The sequence below is a fragment of the Mycobacterium sp. E342 genome, from assembly GCF_001667665.1.
Classification (GTDB): Bacteria; Actinomycetota; Actinomycetes; order Mycobacteriales; family Mycobacteriaceae; genus Mycobacterium.
The window spans coordinates 135,775-161,452 of record NZ_LZJM01000287.1 but is presented as its reverse complement, the minus strand read 5'-3'; the positions used below and the strand labels follow the sequence as shown (position 1 = coordinate 161,452).

The following is a 25,678-nucleotide window of genomic DNA, read 5'->3' as shown; positions in this document are numbered from 1 at the left end:
TGCTCAGGCCCGGCGTGCCCAGGCCTGGGCTGGCCAGGCCCGGAGTGCTGGCCGCGCCCCCGCCGAGCGCGGGAACCCTTCAACCAGACGGCACCGCAGAATGTTTTCTGCGGTGCCGTCGATTTTGTCCAGATTCCCGCCGCCCAATTCGTGTCGTCTCATCATTAACATTAGAAACACAAGTAACATCACCTGGTGTCTCCTAGCCGCGGGCCGACGACGCTGCTCACCGCCATCGCGGCGACTGTCGTCATCGTCTCCTGGGTGGCGGACGCAACGCGCGATCGCGGCACCGCCGGCCCGCCACCCGCCCACGACACCCAGCTGGCCGAACAGCCTCTGATCGGACTGGGCGGCGGCGTGACAGTTCGCGACATCAGCCAGGCGACCCCGTTTTCACTCGTCGCGCTCACCGGCGACCTGGCCGGCAGCGCACCCGCGGCGGCACCCGGCAGAGCGCCCGCGGCGCCCGGCAGGGCACCGGCGGCGGCCGGCAGGGCACCCGCGGCCGCACCGGGCAGGGCACCGGCCGCGCCCGGCAGGGCACCGGCGGCGCCCGGGAGCGCACCCGCGCCGCCCTGCTGCATGCCTTGCGTGATTGCCGGCATCACCAGGCCCTTGAGCAGGTCGATGGCCTGACCCGCGCCCAGCTGGTTGGCCGCCTGCATGATGTCGTTGACCAGGCCGCCACTGCCGCCGGAGCTCCCGCTGCCGCCGCCGAGGCCGGTCCCGCCGCCGATCGGCGAACCGTTACCGAAGGACGACGGGTCACCGAGGATCGGGTAGGTCCCGTCGGCGCCCGGGTCCAGGCTGGCCGGAGCGGTGATCGGCACTTCACCGGCAGCCGTCGGACTAGTGAGGCCCGGTGTGACCCCGGCCGGGCTGGTCAGCCCGGGGTTGGAAAGCGCCGGGTTGAGCCCGGCACCCGGGGTCGCCACCCCGGCGCCCGGTGTGGTCGGCAGCGCGCCGGGCGCGGTGAGCCCCGGCGTCGTGGGCGCCAGGCCAGGGCTGGCCAGACCGGGGCTGGTAAGGCCGGGGCTGGTCAAACCGGGGCTGGTGAGTCCCGGGCTGGTAAGGCCGGGGCTGGTCAAACCGGGGCTGGTGAGCCCCGGCGTCCCCAGGCCCGGCGTGCCCAGGCCTGGGCTGGCCAGGCCCGGAGTGCTGGCCGCGCCCCCGCCGAGCGCGGGAACCGGCGGCAGGTTGATGCCGAACTGCGACAGCCCCTGCGACAGCGCGCCCATCAGCTCGCCGGGCAGGTCGGTCATCATGGCCGCCTGCTTGAAGTCGTGGTGTTCGGGCTGCTTGTTGCCGGCCGTCGATTCGTAGACAAGGAAGTATGCGCAAGGACTCGCCACTGCCACGGCGGCGACCGCGCTCATGGCTGTCGAAAGCTTGCGTCGGCGTCGGTTCGGCACGGAAGTCTCCTCAATCTGGACAACTCGATCTCAACTTGTTGTGTCGGTGTGGTCCGCCGTCCTCATGTCCTTCTTGGCGAGATCCACACAGAGTCGATGGTACGAGTGAGATTGTTGTGACTGGAGTGGTGATATTGAATCGTGAGGTAATTGCCACCCCGACCGTGATCGCCCAGGCCGGAGCCTGCTGACGCCCCGTCATCGGCCCGAACGCGGATTGCTGGCCTCGCCAAATGGGTTAGGCCTGCGCGGTCGGATACCCTAAGCAACCGATGACCGCTCGTTTCGACCTCCTCGTCGTCGGCTCTGGATTTTTCGGCCTGACCATTGCCGAGCGCGTGGCTACCCAACTCGGGAAGCGCGTGCTCGTCGTGGAACGCCGTCCGCACATTGGCGGCAACGCCTATTCGGAGGCCGAGCCGCAGACGGGCATCGAGGTCCACAAATACGGCGCCCACCTGTTCCACACCTCTAATAAGAGGGTCTGGGACTACGTGCGGCAGTTCACCGACTTCACCGACTACCGGCACCGGGTGTTCGCCATGCACAACGGGCAGGCGTACCAGTTCCCGATGGGCCTGGGGCTAGTGTCGCAGTTCTTCGGCAGGTACTTCTCCCCGGACGAAGCCCGCCGGCTGATCGCCGAGCAGGCCGCCGAGATCAAGACCGAGGACGCACAGAACCTCGAGGAGAAGGCGATCTCGCTGATCGGCCGGCCGTTGTACGAGGCGTTCGTCAAGGGCTACACCGCCAAGCAATGGCAGACCGATCCCAAGGAACTGCCGGCCGCCAACATCACCCGGCTGCCGGTGCGGTACACCTTCGACAACCGGTACTTCAGCGACACCTACGAGGGCCTGCCGGTCCACGGGTACACCGCCTGGCTGCAGAACATGGCCGCCGACGACCGCATCGAGGTCAGGCTGAACACCGACTGGTTCGACGTCCGCGACCAATTGCGCGCGGACAGTCCCGACGCGCCGGTGGTCTATACCGGCCCGCTGGACCGCTACTTCGCCTACGCCGAAGGTCGGCTCGGCTGGCGCACACTCGATTTCGAGCTCGAGGTGCTGCCGATCGGGGATTTCCAGGGCACGCCGGTGATGAACTACAACGACCTCGACGTCCCCTACACCCGAATCCACGAGTTCCGCCACTTCCACCTCGAGCGCGACTACCCGACCGACAAGACGGTGATCATGCGCGAGTTCTCGCGGTTCGCCGAAGACGACGACGAGCCCTACTATCCGATCAACACCGAGGCCGACCGCGCCCTGCTGGCCGCCTACAGAGCGCGAGCGAAGGCCGAAACCGCCTCGGCCAAGGTGCTTTTCGGTGGCCGTCTCGGGACCTACCAATATCTGGACATGCACATGGCGATTGCCAGCGCACTGAACATGTACGACAACGCCCTCGCGCCGCACCTGGACGAGGGCAAGGCTCTAGTGGAGGAAGGCGCGGGGGGATGACCGCAGTAAGCCTGCTTTCCAGAATCATTCTGCCGCGTCCGGGGGAGCCCCTCGACGTGCGCAAGCTGTATCTGGAGGAATCGACCACCAACGCACGGCGGGCGCATGCGACGAGCCGCACCTCGCTGGAGATCGGCAAAGAGTCCGAGGTGTCGTTCGCCACGTACTTCAACGCTTTCCCGGCCAGCTACTGGCGCCGCTGGTCGATCTGCACGTCGGTCGTGTTGCGGGTCGAGCTGACCGGGACCGGTCGCGTCGACGTGTACCGCACCAAGTCCACCGGGGTGCGGATCTCCGTGGAGGGCCGCCAATTCGTCGGCACCGACGACCAGCCGGCCGTCGTCGAGATCGAGGTGGCGCTGAAGCCGTTCGAGGACGGCGGCTGGATCTGGTTCGACATCACCACCGACACCGCGGTCACCCTGGTGAGCGGTGGCTGGTATGCAACCGAGCCTGCCCCGGGCACGGCCAACATCGCCGTCGGCATCCCCACGTTCAATCGCCCCGCGGACTGCGTCAACGCGCTGGCCGACCTCACCGCGGACCCCTTGGTGGACAAGGTGATCGGCGCCGTGATCGTCCCGGACCAAGGCGTCCGCAAGGTGCGCGACCACCCCAACTTCGCGGCCGCGGCGGCCGGCCTGGGCAACCGGCTGTCCATGCACGACCAGCCCAACCTCGGCGGTTCCGGCGGCTACAGCCGGGTGATGTACGAGGCGCTGAAAAACACTGACTGCCAACAGATCTTGTTCATGGATGACGACATCCGCATTGAGCCCGACACCATCCTGCGGGTGCTGGCGCTGCATCGCTTCGCCAAGACGCCGATGCTGATCGGGGGTCAGATGCTCAACCTGCAGGAGCCGTCGCACCTGCACATCATGGGCGAGGTGGTCAACCAGGCGAACTTCATGTGGACCGCCGCGCCGCACGCCGAGTACGACCATGACTTCGCGGAATTCCCGTTGAACGACAAGAACTCTCGCAGCGCTCTACTGCACCGCCGCATCGACGTTGACTTCAACGGGTGGTGGACGTGCATGATCCCGCGGCAGGTCGCCGAGGAGCTCGGTCAGCCGCTGCCCTTGTTCATCAAGTGGGACGACGCGGAATACGGTCTGCGCGCCGGCGAACACGGGTACCCGACCGTCACGCTGCCCGGCGCGGCGATCTGGCACATGGCCTGGAGCGACAAGGACGACGCGATCGACTGGCAGGCCTATTACCATCTGCGCAATCGACTGGTGGTCGCCGCGATGCACTGGGACGGCGATATCACCGGTCTGATCCGCAGTCACCTCAAGGCTACGCTGAAACACCTTGCTTGCCTTGAGTATTCGACGGTGGCGATCCAGAACAAGGCCATCGACGATTTCCTGGCCGGACCTGAGCACATCTTCTCGATCCTGGAATCCGCGCTGCCCGACGTGCATCGGCTGCGCAAGGAATATCCCGACGCCGTCGTGCTGCCCGCGGCGAGCGAGCTGCCGGCGCCGTCGCACAAGACCAAGGCGATGAAGCCGCCGGTGAACCCGATGTCGATCGGGTACCGGCTGGCCCGCGGCATCATGCACAACGCGACCAAGGCCGACCCCGACGCCCACCAGCGCCCGGAGTTCAACGTGCCGACCCAGGACGCCCGTTGGTTCCGGCTGTGCACGGTCGACGGCGTCACCGTGACGACGGCCGACGGGTGCGGGGTGGTCTACCGGCAGCGCGATCGGCGCAAGATGTTCCAGCTGCTGTTCGCCTCGCTGCGCCGGCAGCGCCGGCTGGTGAGCCGGTTCGACGAGATGCGCAAGACGTACCGGGCCGCGTTGCCGGTGCTGTCCAGCAAGCAGAAGTGGGAGACGGCGCTGCTACCCGCGCACGCCGAGCGCGAGCATGCCTGACGCCCCTCCTTCGACGCCCCCTACCGGGGAGGTGGCCGCGCTGGTGGCCGTGCAGTCCGCGTTGGCCGGCCGCCCCGGAGTGCTGGCGGCAGCGCGCGGGCTGTCCCATTTCGGCGAGCACAGCATCGGCTGGCTGGCCGTCGCGGCGGCGGGCGCGCTGCTGATGCCGAAGCGCAGCTGGGACTGGCTGGTGGCCGGGGCCGGCGCGTTCGCCGCCCACGCCGCCGCCGTCCTGGTCAAGCGGGTGGTGCGGCGCAAGCGGCCGCACGACCCGGCGGTCGTGGTGAACGTCGGGACCCCGAGCCAACTGAGTTTCCCGTCGGCGCATGCCACTTCGACGACGGCCGCGGCCATCCTGATGGGCCGGATCACCGGCCTGCCGCTGCCCGCCCTGCTGGTTCCCCCGATGGCGTTGTCTCGGATGCTGCTGGGGGTGCACTATCCCAGCGACGTGGCCTGCGGCATCGCCCTCGGCGCCATCGTCGCGCGAACAACCATTCGGCTGCAGGGCCGGGCACGGGAGGTCTGGGCGAATGAGTGAGGACGTGGTGACCGGGGCCTCGGGCAACGTGGTGGTCGGGGTGGTCAAGGCGATCCGCCCCCGGCAGTGGGTCAAGAACGTCCTGGTGCTGGCCGCGCCGCTGGCCGCGTTGGGCGGCCCGGTGCACTACAACTACGCCGACGTGCTGACCAAGGTGTCCGTGGCGTTCGTGGTGTTCTGCCTGGCGGCTTCGTCGATATATCTGGTGAACGACGTCCGCGACGTCAACGCGGACCGCGAGCACCCCACCAAGAGATTCCGTCCTATCGCGGCCGGCGTCGTGCCCGAATGGCTGGCCTACACCCTCGCGGTGGTTCTCGGGGCGGCGTCGCTGGCGCTCGCTTGGTGGCTGACGCCCGACTTGGCGGTGGTGATGGCCGTCTACCTCAGCATGCAGCTGGCGTACTGTTTCGGCCTCAAACACCAGGCGGTGATGGACATCTGCATCGTGTCGTCGGCGTACCTGCTGCGGGCAATCGCCGGCGGCGCCGCGACGGGCATCCCGCTTTCGCAATGGTTCCTGCTGTCGGCGGCGTTCGCGTCGCTGTTCATGGTGGCCGGTAAGCGCTACGCCGAGCTGCAGGTCGCGGAGCGTACCGGTGCCGCGATCCGCAAGTCGTTGGAGAGCTACACCAGCACCTATCTGCGGTTCGTCTGGACGATGTCGGCCACCGCGGTGGTGCTCTGCTACGGGTTATGGGCGTTCGAGCGTGACCGCCACTCGGGATCGTGGTTTGCGGTCTCGATGGTCCCGTTCACCATCGCGATCCTGCGCTACGCCGTCGACGTCGACGGCGGGCTGGCCGGCGAGCCCGAAGACATCGCACTGCGGGACCGAGTTTTGCAGCTGCTTTTCCTGGCGTGGATCGCGACGCTTGGAGCCGCCGTTGCCTTCGGTTAGCCCCGAACTGCAGGCCCTCAAAGCGCGCATGATGCGCACCCGGCCGGTCATCAGGCGATTGGGCTGGCCGGTCTTCCCGTACACCTCGATGGTGCGGATCAGCCTGTGGATCAGCGTGGCGGTGGTCTCCGTTCTGTTCGCGTGGGGCGCCTGGCAGCGGCGCTGGATCGCCGACGACGGCCTGATCGTGTTGCGCACGGTGCGTAACCTGCTCGCCGGCAACGGCCCCGTCTTCAACCAGGGCGAGCGGGTCGAGGCCAACACGTCGACGGCCTGGACCTACCTGATGTACGTCGGCAGCTGGGTGGGCGGGCCGATGCGCATGGAATACGTGGCGCTGGCGCTGGCCCTGACGCTCTCGGTGGCGGGCGTGGCGCTGCTCATGCTGGGGGCCGCCCGGCTGTATGCGCCCAGTTTGCGGGGCCGCAAGGCCCTGATGCTGCCCGCCGGCGCGCTGGTCTACATCGCCCTGCCGCCCGCGCGCGACTTCGCCACCTCCGGTCTGGAGAGCGGGCTGACGCTGGCCTACCTCGGCTTGCTGTGGTGGATGATGGTCTGCTGGGGTCAGCCGGTGCGGAACCGCCCGGACCGCAGGCTCTTCCTCGGTGCGCTTGCCTTCGTGGCCGGCTTCAGCGTCCTGGTGCGGCCCGACTTGGCGCTGATGGGCGGGCTGGCGTTGATAATGATGCTGATCGCCGCGCGGACCTGGCGCCGCCGGGTGCTGATCGTGGTCGCGGGCGGATTGCTTCCGGTCGCCTACGAGATCTTCCGCATGGGCTACTACGGCCTGCTGGTGCCCGGTACCGCCCTGGCCAAGGATGCCGCCGGGGACAAGTGGTCCCAGGGCATGATCTACCTCTCCAACTTCGACGCGCCCTACGCGGTCTGGGTGCCGGTGGTGCTCCTCGTCCCGCTGGGCGTCCTGCTGCTGGCGGCGCGCCGCCGCCCGTCGTTTCTGCGGCCCGCGTTGGCGCCCGACTACGGCCGGGTGGCCCGCGCGGTCCAAAGCCCGCCGGCCATCGTGGCCTTCGTGCTGGTGAGCGGTCTGGTGCAGGCCCTCTACTGGATCAGGCAGGGCGGCGACTTCATGCACGGGCGGGTGCTGCTCGCGCCGCTGTTTTGCTTGCTGGCCCCGGTGGCGGTCATCCCGGTGGCCATACCGGACGGCCAGGACTATTCGCGGGAGACGGGGTATTGGGTGGCCGGCGCGGCCGGCGCGCTGTGGGTGAGCGTGGCCGGCTGGTCGTTGTGGGCGGCGAACTCCCCGGGGATGGGCGACGACGCCACCCACGTCACCTACTCCGGGATCGTCGACGAGCGCCGCTTCTACGCCCAGGCCACCGGGCACGCCCATCCCCTGACCGCCGCCGATTACCTCGGCTACCCGCGGATGGCGGCCATCCTGACCGCACTCGACAACACCCCGGACGGTGCACTGCTGCTGCCCTCGGGCAATTACATCCAGTGGGACCTGGTGCCGATGGCCAAGCCACCGCCGGGCAGCGCCGACAAGTCACTCGAAAAACCGCAGCACGCAGTGTTTTTCACCAACCTCGGCATGGTGGGCATGAACGTCGGGCTCGACGTCAGGGTGATCGACCAGATCGGATTGGCGAATCCGCTTGCGCAACACACGGAACGGTTGAAGCACGGCCGCATCGGACACGACAAGAACCTCTTCCCGGACTGGGCGATCGCCGACGGGCCCTGGGTGAAGGTATATCCCGGGATCCCGGGTTATCTGGACCAGCAGTGGGTCGCAGAGGCGGTCGCGGCCCTGCAATGCCCGGAGACCAAGTCGGTGCTGAGCTCGGTGCGCGCGCCGATGACCCCGCACCGATTCCTTTCCAACCTGCTGCATTCCTATGAATTCACCAAGTACCGGATTGACCGCGTCCCGCGCTACGAGCTCGCCAGATGCGGCTTGCCCTTACCCGAAGAGGCGCCGCCGCCACCCCGCGAGTAAGCCCCGCGCAGAAGAATTTTCGACGAATTTCACAATGCGCGCGATCCGTGGGGATGAAAAATTGCCAGCAACTTCACATTTGGGCCTTAACCAGGTGGCAGTGGGGGTCAAGCACATGCGAAAACACCGCGCAAGCGGTCGGTGTTTCGCCTGGAAATCGCCGGGTAGCGAAGGCCGGACGGCCCTTTGGGGGCCCGCCTCGATGCGACCGGGCGGCGGAAGGTGTGGTTGACTACACGAGCACTGCTGCGCGGAGATCGTATGCAGTACGACCCAATCAAGGACGCGTCCGGATGATCGGCGCGCCGAGAAGGATGAGGAAGCAAGGATGACGCTTGTCGACAGGTTTCGCGGCGCCGTGGCGGGTATGCCGCGGCGGCTCGTGGTGGCGGCCGCTGGCGCGGCGCTGCTCTCGGGCCTGATTGGCGCCGTGGGGGGCTCGGCGACCGCTGGTGCCTTCTCGCGCCCTGGTCTCCCCGTGGAATACCTGCAGGTTCCTTCCGCCGGGATGGGCCGCGATATCAAGATTCAGTTCCAAAGCGGTGGCGCCAACTCGCCCGCGCTGTACCTGCTCGACGGGATGCGCGCGCAGGACGACTTCAACGGCTGGGACATCAACACCCCGGCGTTCGAGTGGTACAACCAGTCCGGCATCTCGACGGTGATGCCGGTCGGCGGCCAGTCCAGCTTCTACTCCGACTGGTACAAGCCCGCCTGCGGTAAGGCCGGCTGCGTCACCTACAAGTGGGAGACCTTCCTGACCAGCGAGCTGCCGCAGTACCTGTCGTCCCAGAAGCAGGTCAAGCCGACCGGCAGCGCCGTGGTCGGCCTGTCGATGGCCGGGTCGTCCGCGCTGATCCTCGCCGCCTATCACCCGCAGCAGTTCGTCTACGCCGGTTCGCTGTCCGCGCTGCTGGACCCGTCCCAGGGGATGGGTCCGTCGCTGATCGGGCTGGCCATGGGTGACGCCGGTGGCTACAAGGCCGCCGACATGTGGGGTCCCAAGGAGGACCCGGCGTGGGCGCGCAACGACCCGTCGCTTCAGGTGAGCAAGCTCGTTGCCAACAACACCCGGATCTGGGTGTACTGCGGTAACGGCAAGCCGTCCGACCTCGGTGGCGACAACCTGCCGGCGAAGTTCCTCGAGGGCTTCGTGCGCACCAGCAACCTGAAGTTCCAGGACGCCTACAACCAGGCCGGTGGCCACAACGCGGTGTGGAACTTCGACGCCAACGGCACCCACGACTGGCCCTACTGGGGGGCGCAGTTGCAGGCGATGAAGCCTGACCTGCAGTCGGTGCTGGGTGCTACCCCGGGTGCCGGCCCGGCCACGGCCGCTGCGGCTGCCGGGAACGGCCAGACCGGCCAGGGCGGCCAGGGCACCTAAACCCAACAGATCACCACTAGCGGCGGAAACCCCGAGGGGTTCCCGCCGCTAGTCGTTTCCGCGTGTGACTTGTTTCACTACCCCGCGGGCGGGGGAACTACGGCGCTGGCTAGTGTGCAGACAGCGACTAGACGATGGAGGGTGGAGATGAGGGTCGTGCGGGGTATGTCGGCGCTTCTTCGGGTGTTCTCCGTGGCGCTGTTGTCGGTCGGATTGATCGGCGTGACGGTGGCGGGCGGGCCCGCCGGAACGGCGCGGGCGGCCGGTTACGAGAGCCTGATGGTGCCGTCGGCGGCGATGGGCCGTGACATCCCGGTGGCCTTCCTGGCGGGCGGTCCGCACGCGGTCTATCTGCTGGACGCCTTCAATGCCGCCCCGGACGTCAGCAATTGGGTCACCGCGGGCAACGCGATGAACACGCTGGGCGGCAAGGGGATCTCGGTAGTCGCGCCCGCGGGTGGGGCGTGGAGCATGTACACCAACTGGGAGCAGGACGGCAGCAAGCAGTGGGACACCTTTTTGTCCAGCGAGCTGCCCAACTGGCTGGCCGCCAACAAGGGCCTGGCGCCGGGCGGCCACGCGGCCGTCGGCGCATCCCAGGGTGGATACGGCGCGATGGCGCTGGCCGCCTTCCACCCTGACCGCTTCGGCTTCGCCGGTTCCCTGTCGGGCTTCTTGTACCCGTCGAGCACCAACTACAACGGCGCGATCCTGGCCGGCCTGCAGCAGTACGGCGGCGTGGACGGCAACGGGATGTGGGGTGCCCCGCAGCTGGGCCGGTGGAAGTGGCACGACCCGTACGTGCACGCCTCGCTGCTGGCGCAGAACAACACCCGCGTGTGGGTCTACAGCCCGACGAACATGGGCGGTGACGACGCGGCCATGATCGGCCAGGCGGGCGCGGCGATGGGCAGCTCCCGCGAGTTCTACCAGCAGTACCGCAGCAACGGCGGGCACAACGGTCACTTCGACTTTCCCGGTGGCGGCGACAACGGCTGGGGTTCGTGGTCGGGCCAGCTGGGAGCCATGTCGGGCGACATCGTCGGCGCCATTCGGTAGCGGCGATCGCGAGCGCGGCGAAGCCGGGCGCAGCGGGCCGCCACATTCGGCGAAGCCGGGCGAAGCGGGTCGGCGCCATTCGGTAGCACGGTCGGCGCCGTTCGCTGCCACACTGGTCCGGGCCGCGGGAGCCGGTACCGTGTAAGAGGTGCAGCAGGGGTCGGGAGGACCGCTTGGCTGCGATCCACCGACTCTGCTAGCGGGAGAACATGGCTACCAACGCCCGGCGTAAGCGCCACCGAGCCCTCGCCTGGACCGCCGCCTTGGCAATGGCGGGCGTGGTGTTGTTGGTGATCGTGCTCGTGGTGGTCTTGCTGCGCGGCCACGAGTCGCCGCCCAGCGCGGTGCCGCCCGGCGTGCTGCCTCCGCCGTCGACGACCACCCATCCCCACAAGCCCCGGCCTGCTTCGCAGGACGCGTCGTGCCCCGACGTCCAGTTGGTCAACATCCCCGGCACGTGGGAGTCGGCCCCGCAGGACGATCCGGTCAACCCGCTGCAGTTCCCCAACGCACTGTTGCACAAGGTGACTACCGCGATAACCCAGCAGTTCCCCGCGTCCCGCGTGCAGGAATACACCACGCCCTACACCGCGCAGTTCCACAACCCGCTCGCCGGTGATACCCAGATGTCGTACAACGAAAGCCGCGCCGAGGGCACCCGCGCGACGGTCCAGGCGATGACCGACATGAACGCCAAGTGCCCGCTGACCAGTTACGTAGTGATGGGCTTCTCGCAGGGCGCGGTGATCGCCGGTGACATCGCCAGTGACATCGGCAACGGCCGCGGGCCCGTGGACGACGACCTTGTGCTGGGTGTGACGTTGATCGCCGACGGCCGCCGCCAGCCCGGGGTGGGCAAGGACGTCGGGCCCAACCCGCCGGGGGAGGGTGCCGAGGTGACGCTGCACGAGGTGCCCGTGCTGTCCGGGCTGGGTCTGACCATGACCGGAGCGCGGCCCGGCGGGTTCGGCGCGCTCGACGGCAAGACGAATGAGATCTGCGCACCGGGCGACCTCATCTGCGCGGCTCCGCAAGAGGCGTTCAGCGTGGCCAACCTGCCCAACACGCTCAACACCCTCGCCGGCGGCGCCGGGCAACCCGTCCACGCGCTGTACGCGACGACGCAGTTCTGGAATCTGGACGGCCAGGCGGCGACGGATTGGACGCTGAACTGGGCGCAGGGACTGATCGCCAACGCCCCGCATCCCAAACATGGATGACCCGGCCACAGGACACAGCCGTCAGGAGCCCGTTGCCCGTGCAGATCAGCGGTACCTTGTGATTTGGTGTGCCGCGGGCCGCCCCTTAACATTAAGAGGAATTTAAGAGCTATAAGACTTTGTTGCGGATCCGGTCCTGGTAGCAGCCGCCCTGGGATGAGAAGGAGGCCGGCGCCGGTGGCGCCGCGCGAGGACTGGCCCGCGTAGAGATGGAAACGTCGGCGTGGCCGACCAGAACAAAATGCCGGCGTAGCGCCGGCCTAAAACAGGTGTGACAGGAGAGCGGAATGCCGTACCACAACCCGTTCATCGTGAATGGAAAGATCAGGTTCCCCGACAACACCAACCTGGTCAAGCACGTTGAGAAGTGGGCGAGGGTTCGCGGCGACGCGCTGTCCTACCGTTTCATCGACTACTCCACCGAGCGCGACGGGGTGTACCGCGACATCGTCTGGCGCGACTTCAGCGCCCGCAACCGTGCCGTCGGAGCCCGGCTGCAGCAGGTCACCCAGCCCGGTGACCGCATCGCCATCCTGTGCCCGCAGAACCTGGACTACCTGATCGCGTTCTTCGGCGCGCTGTACGCGGGCCGCATCGCGGTGCCGCTGTTCGACCCGGGCGAGCCGGGACACGTCGGCCGTCTGCACGCCGTGCTCGACGACTGCACCCCTTCGACGATCCTGACCACCACCGAGGCCGCTGAAGGCGTCCGCAAGTTCATCCGTGCCCGTTCGGCCAAGGAACGGCCCCGCGTGATCGCCGTCGACGCGGTGCCCAGCGAGGTGGCGTCCACCTGGGTCGAGCCCGAGGCCGACGCCAACACGATCGCCTACCTGCAGTACACCTCCGGCTCCACTCGTACCCCGACCGGCGTGCAGATCACCCATCTGAACCTGCCCACCAACGTGCTGCAGGTGCTCAACGGCCTCGAGGGCAAGGAAGGTGACCGCGGCCTGTCCTGGCTGCCGTTCTTCCACGACATGGGCCTGATCACAGCGCTGCTGTCGCCGGTGCTCGGCTACAACTTCACGTTCATGACCCCGGCCGCGTTCGTGCGCCGGCCCGGCCGCTGGATTCGGGAGATGGCGCGCAAGCCCGAAGACGCACCGGATAGCGAGGTCATCACCGTCGCCCCGAACTTCGCGTTCGAGCACGCCGCAGTGCGCGGGGTGCCGAAGGACGGCGAGCCACCGCTGGACCTGAGCAACGTCAAGGCGATCCTCAACGGCAGCGAGCCGGTGTCCCCGGCGTCGATGCGCAAGTTCTACGAGGCGTTCAAGCCGTACGGCCTGCGCGAGACCGCGATCAAGCCGTCCTACGGCCTGGCCGAGGCGACGCTGTTCGTCTCGACCACGCCCATGGACGAGGCGCCGACGGTCATCCACGTGGACCGCGACGAGCTGAACAAGCAGCGCTTCGTGGAGGTGGCCCCCGATGCGCCCACGGCCGTCGCGCAGGTCTCCGCCGGCGTCATCGGCGTCGACGAGTGGGCCGTCATCGTCGACCCCGACACCGCCAGCGAGCTGCCCGACGGACAGATCGGCGAGATCTGGTTGCACGGCAACAACATGGGCACCGGCTACTGGGGCAGGGAAGACGAGACCACCGAGACCTTCCGCAACCTGCTCAAGTCGCGCGTCAGCCAGTCACACGCCGAGGGCGCCCCGGACGACGGCATGTGGGTGCGCACCGGCGACTACGGCACCTACCACAAGGGCCACCTCTATATCGCCGGCCGGATCAAAGACCTGGTCATCATCGACGGCCGCAACCACTACCCGCAGGACCTCGAGTACTCGGCCCAGGAAGCCAGCCGCGCGCTGCGCACCGGCTACGTCGCCGCGTTCTCGGTTCCGGCCAACCAGCTCCCGCAGGTGGTGTTCGACAACCCGCACACCGGCCTGAAGTACGACCCCGATGACAGCTCCGAGCAGCTGGTGATCGTGGCCGAGCGCGCCCCCGGGACGCACAAGCTCGACTACCAGCCGATCGCGGACGAGATTCGGGCGGCCATCGCCGTCCGCCACGGGGTCACCATCCGCGACCTGCTGCTGGTGCAGGCGGGAACGATTCCGCGGACCTCCAGCGGCAAGATCGGGCGCCGCGCCTGCCGCGCCGCCTACCTCGATGGCAGCCTGCGTAGCGGCGTCGGTTCCCCGACCGCCTTCGCCGGCGCTAACGACTGAACCCAGGAACCATGGCTGAACTAGACGACCCCCAGGACCAGCAGGAGAATCTGCCCGCCAAGAAGACCGACATGCGCGCCGGCGACGATGCAGAGCGGAGCGATGAGGAGGAGCGGCGCAAAATGACGGTCCCCGAGATGCGCGAGTGGCTGCGCAACTGGGTGGGCCGGGCCGTCGGCAAGTCGCCGGACGACGTCGACGAGTCGGTGCCGATGGTGGAGCTGGGCTTGTCGTCGCGCGACGCCGTGGCGATGGCCGCCGACATCGAGGACATGACCGGTGTCACCCTGTCGGTCGCGGTGGCCTTCCAGCATCCGACCATCGAGTCGCTGGCCACCCGGATCATCGAGGGCGAGCCGGAAGTGGACACCAGCTCCGACGACGTCTCGGACTGGACGCGCAACGGCCCGGCAGAGCGGGTCGACATCGCGATCGTCGGCCTGTCCACCCGGTTGCCCGGGGACATGAACACCCCCGACGAGACGTGGCAGGCGCTGATGGAGGGCCGCGACGCCATCACCGACCTGCCCGAGGGCCGCTGGGAGGAGTTCCTCGAAGAGCCGCGGCTGGCCGAGCGGATGGCGAAGGCCCGCACCCGCGGCGGCTATCTGAAGGACATCAAGGGCTTCGACTCCGAGTTCTTCGCGGTCGCCAAGACGGAGGCCGACAACATCGACCCGCAGCAGCGGATGGCGCTGGAGCTCACCTGGGAGGCGCTCGAACACGCCCGCATCCCGGCGTCCAGCCTGCGCGGCGAGTCCGTCGGCGTCTACGTCGGCGTCTCCAACAACGACTACAGCTTCTTGGCGGTGTCCGACCCGACGGTCGCGCACCCGTACGCCATCACCGGCACCGCGACGTCGATCATCGCCAACCGGGTCTCCTACTTCTACGACTTCCGCGGCCCGTCGGTCGCGGTCGACACCGCGTGCTCGAGCTCGCTGGTGGCGATCCACCAGGCCGTCCAGGCGCTGCGCAACCGCGAAGCCGACGTCGCGGTCGCCGGCGGCGTCAACGCGCTGGTCACGCCCGTGGTGACGCTCGGTTTCGACGAGATCGGGCAGGTGTTGTCGCCCGACGGCCGGATCAAGTCGTTCTCCTCGGACGCCGACGGCTACACCCGCTCCGAGGGCGGCGGCATGCTGGTGCTCAAGCGGGTCGACGACGCCCGCCGCGACGGCGACCAGATCCTCGCCGTGATCGCGGGCAGCGCGGTCAACCACGACGGCCGGTCCAACGGCCTGATCGCCCCCAACCAGGACGCGCAGGCCGACGTGCTGCGCCGCGCATACAAGGACGCCGGCATCGACCCGCGCACCGTCGACTACATCGAGGCGCACGGCACCGGGACTGTCCTCGGTGACCCGATCGAGGCCGAGGCGCTGGGCCGCGTCGTCGGCCGTGGCCGTCCCGCCGACCGCCCGGCCCTGCTGGGTGCGGTGAAAACCAATGTGGGCCACCTGGAGTCGGCGGCCGGCGCGGCCAGCATGGCCAAGGTGGTGCTCGCCCTGCAGCACGACAAGCTGCCGCCGTCGATCAACTTCGCGGGGCCCAGCCCCTACATCGACTTCGACGCGATGCGCCTGAAGGTGATCGACCAGCCCACGGACTGGCCGCGGTACGGCGGGTACGCGCTGGCCGGGGTGTCCAGCTTCGGCTTCGGCGGGGCCAACGCGCACCTGGTGGTGCGCGAGGTCCTGCCCCGCGACGTGATCGAGCGCGAGCCCGAGCCGAAGAGCACCGCCGAGGCGGCGCCCGAAGCCGCCGAGCCCCCCGTCATGGAAGCCCACGCGCTTCGCTTCGACGACTTCGGCAACATCATCCCCGACCCCGAAGCGCCCGAGGAGGACGAGTACGAGCTGCCGGGCGTCACCGACGAGGCGCTGCGGCTCAAGGAGATCGCGCTGGAAGAGCTCGCGGCGCAGGAGGCCGCGGAGCCCACCACGCCCCTGATCCCCCTCGTCGTGTCGGCGTTCCTCACCTCGCGCAAGAAGGCGGCTGCCACCGAGCTGGCGGACTGGATGGAAAGCCCGGAGGGGCAGGCGTCGTCGCTGGAATCGATCGGGCGGTCGCTGTCGCGGCGCAACCACGGGCGCTCCCGCGCGGTGGTGCTGGCCCACGACCACGAGGAGGCCGTCAAGGGCCTGCGCGCGGTGGCCGAGGGCAAGCAGCGGCCGGGCGTGTTCAGCGTCGACGGGCCGGTCACCAACGGCCCGGTGTGGGCGATGGCCGGTTTCGGTGCGCAGCACCGCAAGATGGGCAAGAGCCTGTACCTGCGCAACGAGGTCTTCGCCGAGTGGATCGAGAAGGTCGACGCGCTGATCCAGGACGAGCGCGGCTACTCGATTCTCGAGCTGATCCTCGACGACTCGCAGGATTACGGCATCGAGACCAGCAACGTCGTCATATTCGCGATCCAGATCGCGCTGGGTGAGCTGCTCAAGCACCACGGCGCCAAACCCGCCGCGGTGGTTGGCCAGTCGCTCGGCGAGCCCGCGTCGGCCTACTTCGCCGGCGGCCTGTCGCTGGCGGACGCCGCCCGCGTGATCGCGTCGCGGTCGCACCTGATGGGCGAGGGCGAGGCGATGCTGTTCGGCGAGTACATCCGGTTCATGGCGCTCGTCGAGTACTCGGCCGACGAGCTCAAGACCGTGTTCGGCGACTTCCCGGGCCTGGAGGTGTGCGTCTACGCCGCTCCCAGCCAGACCGTCATCGGCGGGCCGCCCGAGCAGATCGACGCGATCGTCGCCCGGGCGGAATCGGAGGGCCGCTTCGCCCGCAAGCTGCAGACCAAGGGCGCCGGCCACACCTCGCAGATGGACCCGCTGCTGGGTGAGTTCTCCGCGGAGTTGCAGGGAATTCACCCGTTGAGCCCGACGGTCGGGATTTTCTCGACGGTGCACGAGGGCACCTACATCAAGCCCGGCGGCGAGCCGGTGCACGATGTCGATTACTGGGTCAAGGGCATGCGGCACTCGGTGTACTTCACCCACGGCGTGCGCAACGCCGTCGACAGCGGCCACACCACCTTCCTGGAGCTCGCGCCCAACCCGGTTGCGCTGATGCAGATCGGCCTGACCACCGCCGCCGCGGGTCTGCATGACGCCCAACTGATTCCGACGCTGGCCCGCAAGCAGGACGATGTCGAGTCGATGATCTCGGCGATGGCCCAGCTCTACGTCTACGGCCACGACCTGGACATCCGCACGCTGTTCAGCCGCGCTTCGGGACCGCAGGATTACGCGAACATCCCGCCGACGAGGTTCAAGCGCAAGGAGCACTGGCTGGACGTGCACTTCGCGCACGGCAGCAGCTCGGTGCTGATGCCGGGTAACCACGTCGCGCTGCCCGACGGCCGCCACGTGTGGGAGTACAACCCCCGCGGCCTGACGGACCTGCCCGCACTGGTGAAAGCCGCTGCGGCCGAGGTGTTTCCGGACGCGCAGCTGGCCGCGGCCGAGCAGCGTGCGGTTCCGGGTGACGGCGCCCGCCTGGTCACGACGCTGACCCGGCACCCCGGCGGCGCGTCGGTGCAGGTGCACGCCCGCGTCGACGAGTCCTTCACGCTGGTGTACGACGCGCTGGTGACCCGCGGCGGCGAGGCGGGCGACGCCCTGCCGGCCGCGGTCGGGGCGGGCGCGGCCCTGGCAGCTTCCGCCAACGGGACGGTGGCCGCGCCGGAGGCGCCCGCCGTCGAGCCCGAGGCCGAGACCCTGACGGACAGCCTGACCAACCGGTACTTCTCGGCCAGCATGGGCAAATGGTCGCCGGACTCGGGCGAGACCGTCGCCGAGCGGCTGGGCCTGATCGTCGGCTCGGCCATGGGTTACGAACCCGAGGACCTGCCGTGGGAGGTGCCGCTGATCGAGCTCGGTTTGGACTCGCTGATGGCGGTGCGGATCAAGAACCGCGTCGAATACGACTTCGACCTGCCGCCCATCCAGTTGGCCGCGGTGCGCGACGCCAACCTCTACAACATCGAGGAGCTGATCAAGTACGCGGTCGAGCACCGCGACGAGGTCGAGCAGCTGCACGAGCACCAGAAGACGCTCACGCCCGAGGAGATCGCCAAAGAGCAGGCCCAGCTCCTCAGCGGGGCAACGCCGACAACGGCGGCCGCACCCGCGCCGGACCCGCAAGCGGAGCCGGAGACGCAGCCGGCACCGCCGGCGTCGGACGCGACGATCCCGCCGCCGCCCACGGATCCGTCCGGCCCGAAGGGGGCGGCGACCAACGGCGCGAAGCCCGATCTCGCGGGGGCGCTCAGCCAGGAGGCGGTGTCCAAGGCGCTGAATTCCGATGTGCCGCCGCGTGATGCGGCCGAGCGGGTCACCTTCGCCACCTGGGCGATCGTCACGGGCAAGTCGCCGGGCGGCATCTTCAACCCGCTGCCCAAGCTCGACGAGGACACCGCGGCCAAGATGGCACAGCGGCTTTCCGAACGCGCCGACGGCGCCGTCAGCGCCGAGGACGTCCTGACGTCGGACACCATCGAGGCGCTGGCCGAGAAGGTCCGCCAGTACCTGGAGGCCGGCCAGATCGACGGCTTCGTCCGCACCCTGCGGGCGCGCCCCGAGGGCAGCTCGAAACCCGCGGTGTTCGTGTTCCATCCGGCCGGCGGTTCAACGGTGGTCTACGAGCCGCTGTTGAACCGGCTGCCCGCGGACACGCCGATGTACGGGTTCGAGCGCGTGGAGGGCACCGTCCAGGAGCGGGCCGCCCAGTACGTGCCGAAGCTGTTGGAAATGAACGCGGGCAAGCCGTTCATCCTGGCCGGCTGGTCGCTCGGCGGTGCGCTGGCATACGCGTGCGCGATCGGCTTGAAGCGTGCGGGTGAAGACGTGCGCTTCGTCGGGATGATCGACACCGTGCGCGCCGGCGAGGAGATCCCCCAGACGCAAGAGGAGACCCGCAAGCGCTGGGACCGGTACGCGAAGTTCGCCGAGCGCACCTTCAACGTCGAGATTCCGGCGATCCCCTACGAGCAGCTCGAAGAGCTCGACGACGAGGGCCAGGTCCAGTTCGTGCTGGACATCGTCCAGCAGAGCGGCGTGCAGATCCCGGGCGGCATCGTCGAGCACCAGCGGACGTCCTACCTGGACAACCGGGCGCTCGAGACCGTGCAGATCGAGCCGTACGACGGCCACGTGACCCTGTACATGGCCGACCGCTACCACGACGACGTGATCGAGTTCGAGCCGCGATATGCGGTCCGCCAGCCCGACGGCGGCTGGGGCGAGTACGTGGCCGACCTCGAGGTGGTACCCATCGGCGGGGAGCACATCCAGGCCATCGACGAACCGATCATCGGCAAGGTCGGTGCTCACCTCTCGGATGTGCTGAATAAGGTGGAGGCCGAAACCAGCCAGACGAGTGAGGTGGGCAACTAGTGACCGGTGCGGAGCCTTCTCGCGCTCACACGACAGCCGAAAAGCTGGCCGAGCTGCACGCTCGGATGGAGCTGGCTATGGAACCCGGCGGCGAGAAGGCCGTCGCCAAGCGCGAGAAGAAGGGCATCCCCAGCGCCCGCGCCCGCATCCACGCGCTGGTGGACCCGGGCACCTTCATGGAGGTCGGGGCGTTGGCCAAGACGCCGAACGACCCGAACGCGCTCTACGGCGACGGGTGCGTCACCGGGCACGCCATGATCGACGGCCGTCCGGTCGGGGTGTTCTCCCACGACCAGACGGTGTTCCAGGGCACGGTCGGCGAGATGTTCGGCCGCAAGGTGGCCCGGCTGATGGAGTGGTGCGCGATGGTCGCCTGCCCGATCATCGGCATCCAGGACTCCGGCGGGGCCCGCATCCAGGACGCCGTCACCTCGCTGGCGTGGTACGCCGAGCTGGGCCGCCGGCACGAGGCGCTGTCCGGCCTGGTGCCGCAGATCTCCCTGATCTTCGGCAAATGCGCCGGGGGAGCGGTCTATTCGCCGATCCAGGACGACCTGCTCGTCTCGGTGCGTGACCAGGGCTACTTCTTCGTCACCGGCCCCGACGTGATCAAGGAGGTCACCGGCGAGGAGGTCACGCTCGACGAGCTGGGCGGCTCCGACGCGCAGGCCCGCTACGGCAACATCCACCAGGTGGTCGACTCCGAGGCCGAGGCGTTCCAGTACGTGCGCGACTTCCTGTCGTTCCTGCCGTCGAGCACCTTCGGCCAGCCGCCGATCGTCAATCCCGGGCTGGAACCGGAGATCACCCCGACCGACCTCGAGCTCGACGCGATCGTGCCGGACTCCGACAACGCGGCCTATGACATGCACGAGATCCTGCTGCGCATCTTCGACGACGGCGACTTCCTCGACGTCGCCGCGCAGCACGGCCCGGCCATCATCACCGGATACGCGCGCGTCGACGGCCATCCCGTGGGGGTGATCGCCAACCAGCCCATGTACATGTCGGGGGCGATCGACAACGAGGCGTCCGACAAGGCGGCGCGGTTCGTCCGGTTCTGCGACGCGTTCAACATCCCGTTGGTCTTCGTGGTGGACACCCCGGGCTTCCTGCCGGGCGCCGAGGAGGAAAAGCGGGGCATCATCAAGCGCGGCGGTCGGTTCCTCTACTCGGTGGTCGAGGCCGACGTGCCGAAGGTGACCATCACCATCCGCAAGTCCTACGGCGGCGCCTATGCCGTGATGGGATCCCGGCAGCTGACCGCCGACTTCAACTTCGCCTGGCCCACCGCGCGCATCGCGGTGATCGGCGCCGAGGGGGCCGCGCAGCTGCTGATGAAGCGCTTCCCCGACCCGACCACGCCCGAGGCGCAGCAGATCAAGAAGGACTTCATCGAGGGTTACAACCTCAACATGGCGATCCCGTGGACCGCCGCCGAGCGCGGGTTCATCGACGCGGTCATCGACCCGCACGAAACCCGGCTGCTGCTCCGCAAGTCGCTGAAGCTGTTGCGGGACAAGCAGTTGTGGTTCCGCACCGCACGCAAGCACGGGCTCATCCCGGTCTAAGCGTAAGTCCTAGTCGACCAGCGCCTGGGTCCCCAGGACGATGGCGAGGGCGAGCCGCTCGGCATCCTCGGTGCCGGGTTCGGCGGTGTAGATCATGATGCGGATGTCGTCGGCGGCGACGATGAACGTGTCGCAGGCGAGAGCGATGTGGCCGACCTCGGGGTGGTCGATCACCTTGTGCCGGCCGAAGTCGTGGTGCGGTTGCGGCGCGCCGGCCTCCCAGAGTTCGACGAACCGCGGGCTGTGCGCGGCAAGTTCGCGGATCAGCGACTTCAACCGCTGGTCGGCGGGGTAGCGGGCGGCGGTCAACCGCAGGTCGGCGACCAGGCCGGCCTCGAAGTCGGCTTGCTCCCGGGGCGTGTGGACGGCTCGGGTGCCAGGGCCGATCAGGTTGCGCCAGAGGCTGTTTCGCTCATTTCCCCGCCACGCCGTGGTCGGTCCCATCAGCGCGTCATACGGGGGGTTGGCGACCAGGAGGGTCCAGGTGGCGTCGTAGACGGCGACCGGCGTGTTCGCCAGGCGGTCCAGGATTCTCTGGACGCTGGGCGTTACCCGCGACGACACCATGTGCTGCCCGGGCGTGGCGTGCCCGGCCAGCCGGAAAAGCAACTCACGCTCGGAGTCGGAGACTCGCAACGCACGGGCGAGGGCTTCGACGACCTGGATCGAGGGTGACGTGGCCCGCCCCTGTTCGAGCCTGGTCAGGTAGTCGACCGAGATTCCGGCCATCGCCGCGAGCTCTTCGCGGCGCAGCCCCGCCGCTCGCCGGCGCCCGCCGACCGGGACGCCGACCGCGGCGGGTGCAACCCGGTCACGCCACTGCCGCACCGTTCGCCCGAACCCCCACGTTTCCATCCCTTCACTGTGCGCGACGCCGGCGTCAGGGGAAAGGGGTTGTCCTGGCCCTGCCAGTCCTACGAAAACGGGACGACTGCCTGAACATCCGACGAGGGCCAAGACTGCAACCATGAACGAGATCGCTTCCGGAACCGTCTTGCTCACCGGGCCGACCGGCGGCCTGGGAAAGGCTGCGACGCTGGCCATTGCCCGCCGTCCCCAGTCCGATCGCCCCGATCTGCTGCTGGTGGGCAGGCCGGGTCAGGCGCTGACCGCGGTCGCCGAGGAGGCCAGGTCGGCGGGCGCGAACGTGCATGAAATCGCCTGTGACCTTGCGCGGCTTTCCGACGTGCGCAGCGCGGGCCGGATCGCCAAGGACTTGCTGCTGTCCGGTGCGGTGCGCCCGCTGCGCGGATTGGTGGCGAACGCCGGGCTCGGGTCTGCCGACACGCACAACGCGTCAGCGGACGGATACGAGCTGACGTTCGCCGTCAATTACCTGGCGCATGCGCAGCTCATCGGGGACCTCCTGGCCTCATTCTCCGTCCCGGCCCGCGTGGTGCTCGTCGGTTCGAACACCTACTACCAGAACGTGTTTCGCCGGTGGCTGCACGTCCCGCCGGCGCGGTGGCGCGATCCGCTGGAGCTGGCCCGGCCCACCCCCGCGGACACGCCGTCGACGTTCGAGCAATCCGGGATCGCCTATTCCAACTCGAAACTCGCGCTCCTGTATTACGCGCACGAACTGCAACGGCGCGCCCCCGCCGGAGTCAACGTGACGGTATTCGAGCCGGGATTCATGCCGGGCACAGGGCTGAGCAGGTCCCAAGGCCCCGCCGTGCAGCGGGTGGGGCGTGTCATCGAGCGAATCCCCGGGGTGTCTGCACCGCGGCAGTCTGGCCCCGCGCTGGCATCGATCGTGCTCGACGGCCGCTGGGCGCATCTGCGCGACGGCGCGTTCGTCGTCAAAGCCCAAGAGCGCGAGGTGAAACCGTTCGCGCAGGATCGTCAGCGCGAAGCGCGGCTGTGGGAGGCCACCACCGAACTGCTCGACGCTGCCAAGTGACCGCCTATCCCATCAGCGCGCCGTCGACCAGTTCGTCGAAGCGCTCGAGCGCCTCGTCACGGTCGGCGTCGATCCCGCGCAGCGCCCCGCGGTCGGCGAGGTACCGCTGCGCGTGGAGCCGGGCGACCAGCGCCTTGCGCTCCCCGCCGCGGGTCGCGCGTTCCCAGGCGGCCTGCTCAGTGAGCAGCGCGCCCGCGTAGACGTCGCCCATGAATTGGGCCAGCGGGAACAGCCGCGCCTCGGCCATGTCGCGGTCCAGTTTGGACCAGGCGGTGATCGCCGCGTCCAGATCCTCGATGCGCCCGGCGACCAGCCGGGTGGTGTCGTCGTCGTCGGACACCGAGACCGCGTCGCGCAGCCGCGCCAGCAACGCCTCGTGCGCGCGGGTCTGCTCGATGCCGCGCCGCACGTCCAGGCAGAGGATGTTGTCGGGCCCCTCCCAGATGGTGTTGACCTGCGCGTCGCGCAGCAGCCGGGCCACCGGCCAGGTCTCGATATACCCATTGCCGCCGTGGATTTCGATGGCATCGGATGCCGCGGTGATCCCGAGCCGGCAGGCCTTGAGCTTGGTGACCGGCACCGCGATGCGCTGCCGCATGCTGCGCGGCTGGCGGTGGTTGGTGGCGCCGGTGCCGTCGAAAACCATTGCCTGCGCGGCTTCGACATCGACGATCATCTCGGCCAGCTTGCGCCGCATCAGCGGCTTGTCGATGAGCGCGCCGCCGAACGCGTGCCGCCGCCGGGCGTAACACAGCGACTCGACCAGGGCGCGGCGCGCGTTGCCGAGTCCGAACAGGGCGATGCCCAGGCGCGCGGCGTTGGTCAGCTCCATCATGCGGCCCAGCCCCTTGCCGTCGGACGGGCCCGCCTCCCCGGTGGGTTCGCCGGACAGCAGAAACGCCTCGGCGTCAGCGAATTCCACCTCACCGGAGGCCACCGAGCGGGTGCCGAGCTTGTCCTTGAGGCGGCGCACTCGCACCCCGTTGCGCGACCCGTCGCGGCGGGTGCGCAGCACCAGGAAGTTGGCGACGCCGCGCGTCGAGTCGGGCGCCCCCTCAGGTTTGGCCAGCACGACGAACGCCTCGCCCGCGCAGTTGGAGGCAAACCACTTGAAGCCGTTGATAATCCAGGCGTCGCCTGCGCGGGTCGCGGTGGTCTCCAACGCGCCCAGGTCCGAGCCGCCGGTGCGTTCGGTCAGTAGCTGCGCCGTCTCGCCCGCCCACTCGCCGGAGGCGAACTTGGCCAGCACGTGCTCGCGTACGTCGGCGGGCGCGTAGGCGGCCACCAGCGACTGGACCATGCCGCCGCCCGTGCCGAGCGCGCAGCCCATCCCGATATCGGCCTGGTTGAGTAGGTAGTTCGACGCGAACAGGCCCAGACCCGAGCTGACCTTGGCGGCCCGCGCATCGTTGCGCAGGGCCTGCTGGGCGTCCAGGACCGCGCGCTTGGACTGGGTGAACGAGGCCGGCATGACGACCTGGCTGATGTCGTGGCCCCAGCGGTCGTACCGCTCGAGCCGCGGCGGGTTGCGGTCGGTCTCCTCGGCCCATCTCGCGACCGGCCCGCCCACCAGCTCGCCCATGCGCGCCAGGTGCGGCTCTATGACCCTCAGCTCGTCGGGCTGCAGGAAGTACGCCATGGTGAATTGCAGGGTGGGGTCGGTGAGGTACCAGTTGAGACCCACGGCCCCGCGGTAGCTCTCGGTCCGGTAGCGCTGGGCCTTTTCCTCGGTGCAGAAGGGCAGCCGGTCCACCGCCTCAACGGCGTAGTCGCTCATGGCACAGACGCTACGCGTTGGCGAGGAAAAGCAGACGCACCCTGCCGAGCTGGATTTCGTCGCCGTCGGCCAGCACAGCGGAGTCGACGGCCTCGCGGTTGAGATACGTGTGGTTCATGCTGCCCACGTCGACGATGCGGAATTGTCCGCCCTCGCTGAGGAATTCGGCGTGCCTGCGGCTGACCGTGATGTCGTCGAGGTAGATGTCGCTTTCCGGGTGCCGGCCCGCCGACATGAGGGGCTTGGTCAAGGCGAAACGTGACCCGGTGTTGGGCCCGCGCGTGACGACCAGCAGCGCGGAACCCGGGCTGAGTGCCGGCCTGTTCTCGACCGCCGCGTCGGCGGCGGTTGCCGGCGCGTCGAATTCGGCGGTTACGGCGGCGCCCATGTCACCGGTCAGCTCTTCCGAGCCTTCCCCCGCGGTTGGCCGGTGCGGCGGCGATCCTTCGTTGCTCACGCGGCTCGCGGCAGGTCCGGATTCGCCGCTGCCGCTTGCGATGTCGGCCGCTGCGGTGCGGGTGCCCAGCCGACGTAGGTCAGGTATAGGCCGACGAGGGCGAAGATCACGCAGAGCGTGATCCACCACGCCTGCGCGCCGATCATGTCATCCGCCAGCGACGCGAAGAACCGGGGAAAGGCCACCAGCAGGACCCCGCGCAGCACGATCAGCCAGCCGAGCAGGGAAACGATGGCGGCCGCGGCGCCTTTCCAGCTTCGGTGCGCGGCAACGATGCTCAGGCCGACCAGCAAGATGAAGGCGCCCGTCACGAAGGTCCACATCGAATTCGCCTCGAACTGCGACAGCAGCGACTGCATGTCCGAGGCGCGCGCCACCGCCGTCACGTCGACGATGACGAGGAAGGGACCGAGCACGCGCGAGAAAAAGCGCGTCGCGGTCTGTGATTGTGGTGAGTCGTTCATGGCCGTGCCTCTCATCCTCCGCCGGTCATTCGGCGATCCCCATTATCGGAGCACTTGACCGAGGCGCCGAGATAGGGACT

Annotated in this window: 16 protein-coding genes and 2 pseudogenes; 13 read left to right on the top strand and 5 right to left on the bottom strand. The window is 68.7% G+C overall.

The genetic code is table 11. The annotated features are described in order from the left end of the window. Positions 1-195: 195 nt before the first annotated feature. A pseudogene (locus A5692_RS30045) lies at positions 196-433 on the top strand (cold-shock protein); the annotation flags it as partial. Positions 434-485: 52 nt separating this feature from the next. Here the strand turns inward: A5692_RS30045 and A5692_RS24055 are convergent. Continuing rightward, positions 486-1,379, bottom strand: a pseudogene (locus tag A5692_RS24055) (PirG); the annotation flags it as partial. Between the two features lie 308 nt (positions 1,380-1,687). On the opposite strand from A5692_RS24055, the gene glf reads away from it, so the two are divergent. From glf to A5692_RS24000, 11 genes are all read left to right on the top strand, one after another. Next, on the top strand, positions 1,688-2,884 hold the full coding sequence (gene glf, locus A5692_RS24050) for a UDP-galactopyranose mutase (RefSeq protein WP_068060881.1): 1,197 nt from the start codon (positions 1,688-1,690) through the stop codon (positions 2,882-2,884). Further along, on the top strand, positions 2,881-4,776 hold the full coding sequence (locus tag A5692_RS24045) for a glycosyltransferase (protein ID WP_068060878.1): 1,896 nt from the start codon (positions 2,881-2,883) through the stop codon (positions 4,774-4,776). Before glf ends, A5692_RS24045 begins: the two co-directional genes overlap by 4 nt. Beyond that, on the top strand, positions 4,769-5,317 hold the full coding sequence (locus A5692_RS24040; RefSeq protein ID WP_068060875.1) for a phosphatase PAP2 family protein: 549 nt from the start codon (positions 4,769-4,771) through the stop codon (positions 5,315-5,317). Before A5692_RS24045 ends, A5692_RS24040 begins: the two co-directional genes overlap by 8 nt. Beyond that, positions 5,310-6,218 carry a decaprenyl-phosphate phosphoribosyltransferase gene (locus A5692_RS24035; protein ID WP_068060873.1) on the top strand — a complete coding sequence of 303 codons (909 nt, stop codon included), beginning with the start codon at positions 5,310-5,312 and terminating at the stop codon, positions 6,216-6,218. The genes A5692_RS24040 and A5692_RS24035 overlap by 8 nt, the downstream gene beginning before the upstream one ends. Further along, complete coding sequence (gene aftB, locus A5692_RS24030) at positions 6,205-8,184, top strand: terminal beta-(1->2)-arabinofuranosyltransferase (RefSeq protein ID WP_304528623.1); 1,980 nt, start codon at positions 6,205-6,207, stop codon at positions 8,182-8,184. The genes A5692_RS24035 and aftB overlap by 14 nt, the downstream gene beginning before the upstream one ends. Positions 8,185-8,512: 328 nt before the next feature. Continuing rightward, positions 8,513-9,571: a diacylglycerol acyltransferase/mycolyltransferase Ag85A gene (gene ag85A / locus A5692_RS24025; protein WP_068060866.1), complete on the top strand. Its 1,059-nt coding sequence runs from the start codon at positions 8,513-8,515 to the stop codon at positions 9,569-9,571. A 156-nt stretch (positions 9,572-9,727) separates the two neighbouring features. Next, positions 9,728-10,630 (top strand): esterase family protein, encoded by a 903-nt coding sequence (locus A5692_RS24020; RefSeq protein WP_068060940.1) that lies wholly within the window; start codon positions 9,728-9,730, stop codon positions 10,628-10,630. 209 nt (positions 10,631-10,839) lie between these two features. After that, positions 10,840-11,850, top strand: a complete 1,011-nt coding sequence (locus A5692_RS24015; protein WP_068060863.1) for a cutinase family protein — start codon at positions 10,840-10,842, stop codon at positions 11,848-11,850. Between the two features lie 287 nt (positions 11,851-12,137). Further along, positions 12,138-14,036, top strand: a complete 1,899-nt coding sequence (fadD32, locus tag A5692_RS24010; protein WP_068060859.1) for a long-chain-fatty-acid--AMP ligase FadD32 — start codon at positions 12,138-12,140, stop codon at positions 14,034-14,036. Between the two features lie 71 nt (positions 14,037-14,107). Continuing rightward, complete coding sequence (gene pks13 / locus A5692_RS24005) at positions 14,108-19,426, top strand: polyketide synthase Pks13 (RefSeq protein ID WP_068060937.1); 5,319 nt, start codon at positions 14,108-14,110, stop codon at positions 19,424-19,426. 65 nt (positions 19,427-19,491) lie between these two features. After that, on the top strand, positions 19,492-20,997 hold the full coding sequence (locus A5692_RS24000) for an acyl-CoA carboxylase subunit beta (protein WP_231984443.1): 1,506 nt from the start codon (positions 19,492-19,494) through the stop codon (positions 20,995-20,997). A gap of 9 nt (positions 20,998-21,006) precedes the next feature. On the opposite strand, the gene A5692_RS23995 is transcribed toward A5692_RS24000, so the two are convergent. Continuing rightward, positions 21,007-21,852, bottom strand: coding sequence for a helix-turn-helix transcriptional regulator (locus A5692_RS23995; RefSeq protein ID WP_068060855.1), 846 nt, complete (start codon positions 21,850-21,852; stop codon positions 21,007-21,009). A gap of 112 nt (positions 21,853-21,964) precedes the next feature. Between A5692_RS23995 and A5692_RS23990 the strand changes: the two genes are divergently transcribed. Further along, positions 21,965-22,900 (top strand): SDR family NAD(P)-dependent oxidoreductase, encoded by a 936-nt coding sequence (locus A5692_RS23990; protein ID WP_068060852.1) that lies wholly within the window; start codon positions 21,965-21,967, stop codon positions 22,898-22,900. Between the two features lie 4 nt (positions 22,901-22,904). Here A5692_RS23990 and A5692_RS23985 read toward each other — a convergent pair whose 3' ends face one another. From A5692_RS23985 to A5692_RS23975, 3 genes are read right to left on the bottom strand one after another with little or no spacing between them, the layout of a single operon-like run. Continuing rightward, complete coding sequence (locus A5692_RS23985) at positions 22,905-24,677, bottom strand: acyl-CoA dehydrogenase family protein (protein WP_068060849.1); 1,773 nt, start codon at positions 24,675-24,677, stop codon at positions 22,905-22,907. 10 nt (positions 24,678-24,687) lie between these two features. After that, complete coding sequence (locus A5692_RS23980; RefSeq protein WP_304528622.1) at positions 24,688-25,134, bottom strand: FHA domain-containing protein; 447 nt, start codon at positions 25,132-25,134, stop codon at positions 24,688-24,690. Then, the gene (locus A5692_RS23975) at positions 25,131-25,598 is read right to left on the bottom strand and encodes a hypothetical protein (protein WP_067917644.1); all 468 of its coding nucleotides are present in this window, start codon (positions 25,596-25,598) and stop codon (positions 25,131-25,133) included. Before A5692_RS23975 ends, A5692_RS23980 begins: the two co-directional genes overlap by 4 nt. Positions 25,599-25,678 lie beyond the last annotated feature (80 nt).

Coding starts and splice junctions, on each gene's coding strand:
- A5692_RS23975 (WP_067917644.1), bottom strand. CDS start 25,598: ATGAACGACTCACCACAATCACAGACCGCGACGCGCTTTTTCTCGCGC.
- glf (WP_068060881.1), top strand. CDS start 1,688: ATGACCGCTCGTTTCGACCTCCTCGTCGTCGGCTCTGGATTTTTCGGC.
- A5692_RS24015 (WP_068060863.1), top strand. CDS start 10,840: ATGGCTACCAACGCCCGGCGTAAGCGCCACCGAGCCCTCGCCTGGACC.
- A5692_RS24000 (WP_231984443.1), top strand. CDS start 19,492: ATGGAGCTGGCTATGGAACCCGGCGGCGAGAAGGCCGTCGCCAAGCGC.
- ag85A (WP_068060866.1), top strand. CDS start 8,513: ATGACGCTTGTCGACAGGTTTCGCGGCGCCGTGGCGGGTATGCCGCGG.
- A5692_RS24040 (WP_068060875.1), top strand. CDS start 4,769: ATGCCTGACGCCCCTCCTTCGACGCCCCCTACCGGGGAGGTGGCCGCG.
- fadD32 (WP_068060859.1), top strand. CDS start 12,138: ATGCCGTACCACAACCCGTTCATCGTGAATGGAAAGATCAGGTTCCCC.
- A5692_RS23990 (WP_068060852.1), top strand. CDS start 21,965: ATGAACGAGATCGCTTCCGGAACCGTCTTGCTCACCGGGCCGACCGGC.
- A5692_RS24035 (WP_068060873.1), top strand. CDS start 5,310: ATGAGTGAGGACGTGGTGACCGGGGCCTCGGGCAACGTGGTGGTCGGG.
- A5692_RS23995 (WP_068060855.1), bottom strand. CDS start 21,852: ATGGAAACGTGGGGGTTCGGGCGAACGGTGCGGCAGTGGCGTGACCGG.
- A5692_RS24045 (WP_068060878.1), top strand. CDS start 2,881: ATGACCGCAGTAAGCCTGCTTTCCAGAATCATTCTGCCGCGTCCGGGG.
- A5692_RS23985 (WP_068060849.1), bottom strand. CDS start 24,677: ATGAGCGACTACGCCGTTGAGGCGGTGGACCGGCTGCCCTTCTGCACC.
- pks13 (WP_068060937.1), top strand. CDS start 14,108: ATGCGCGCCGGCGACGATGCAGAGCGGAGCGATGAGGAGGAGCGGCGC.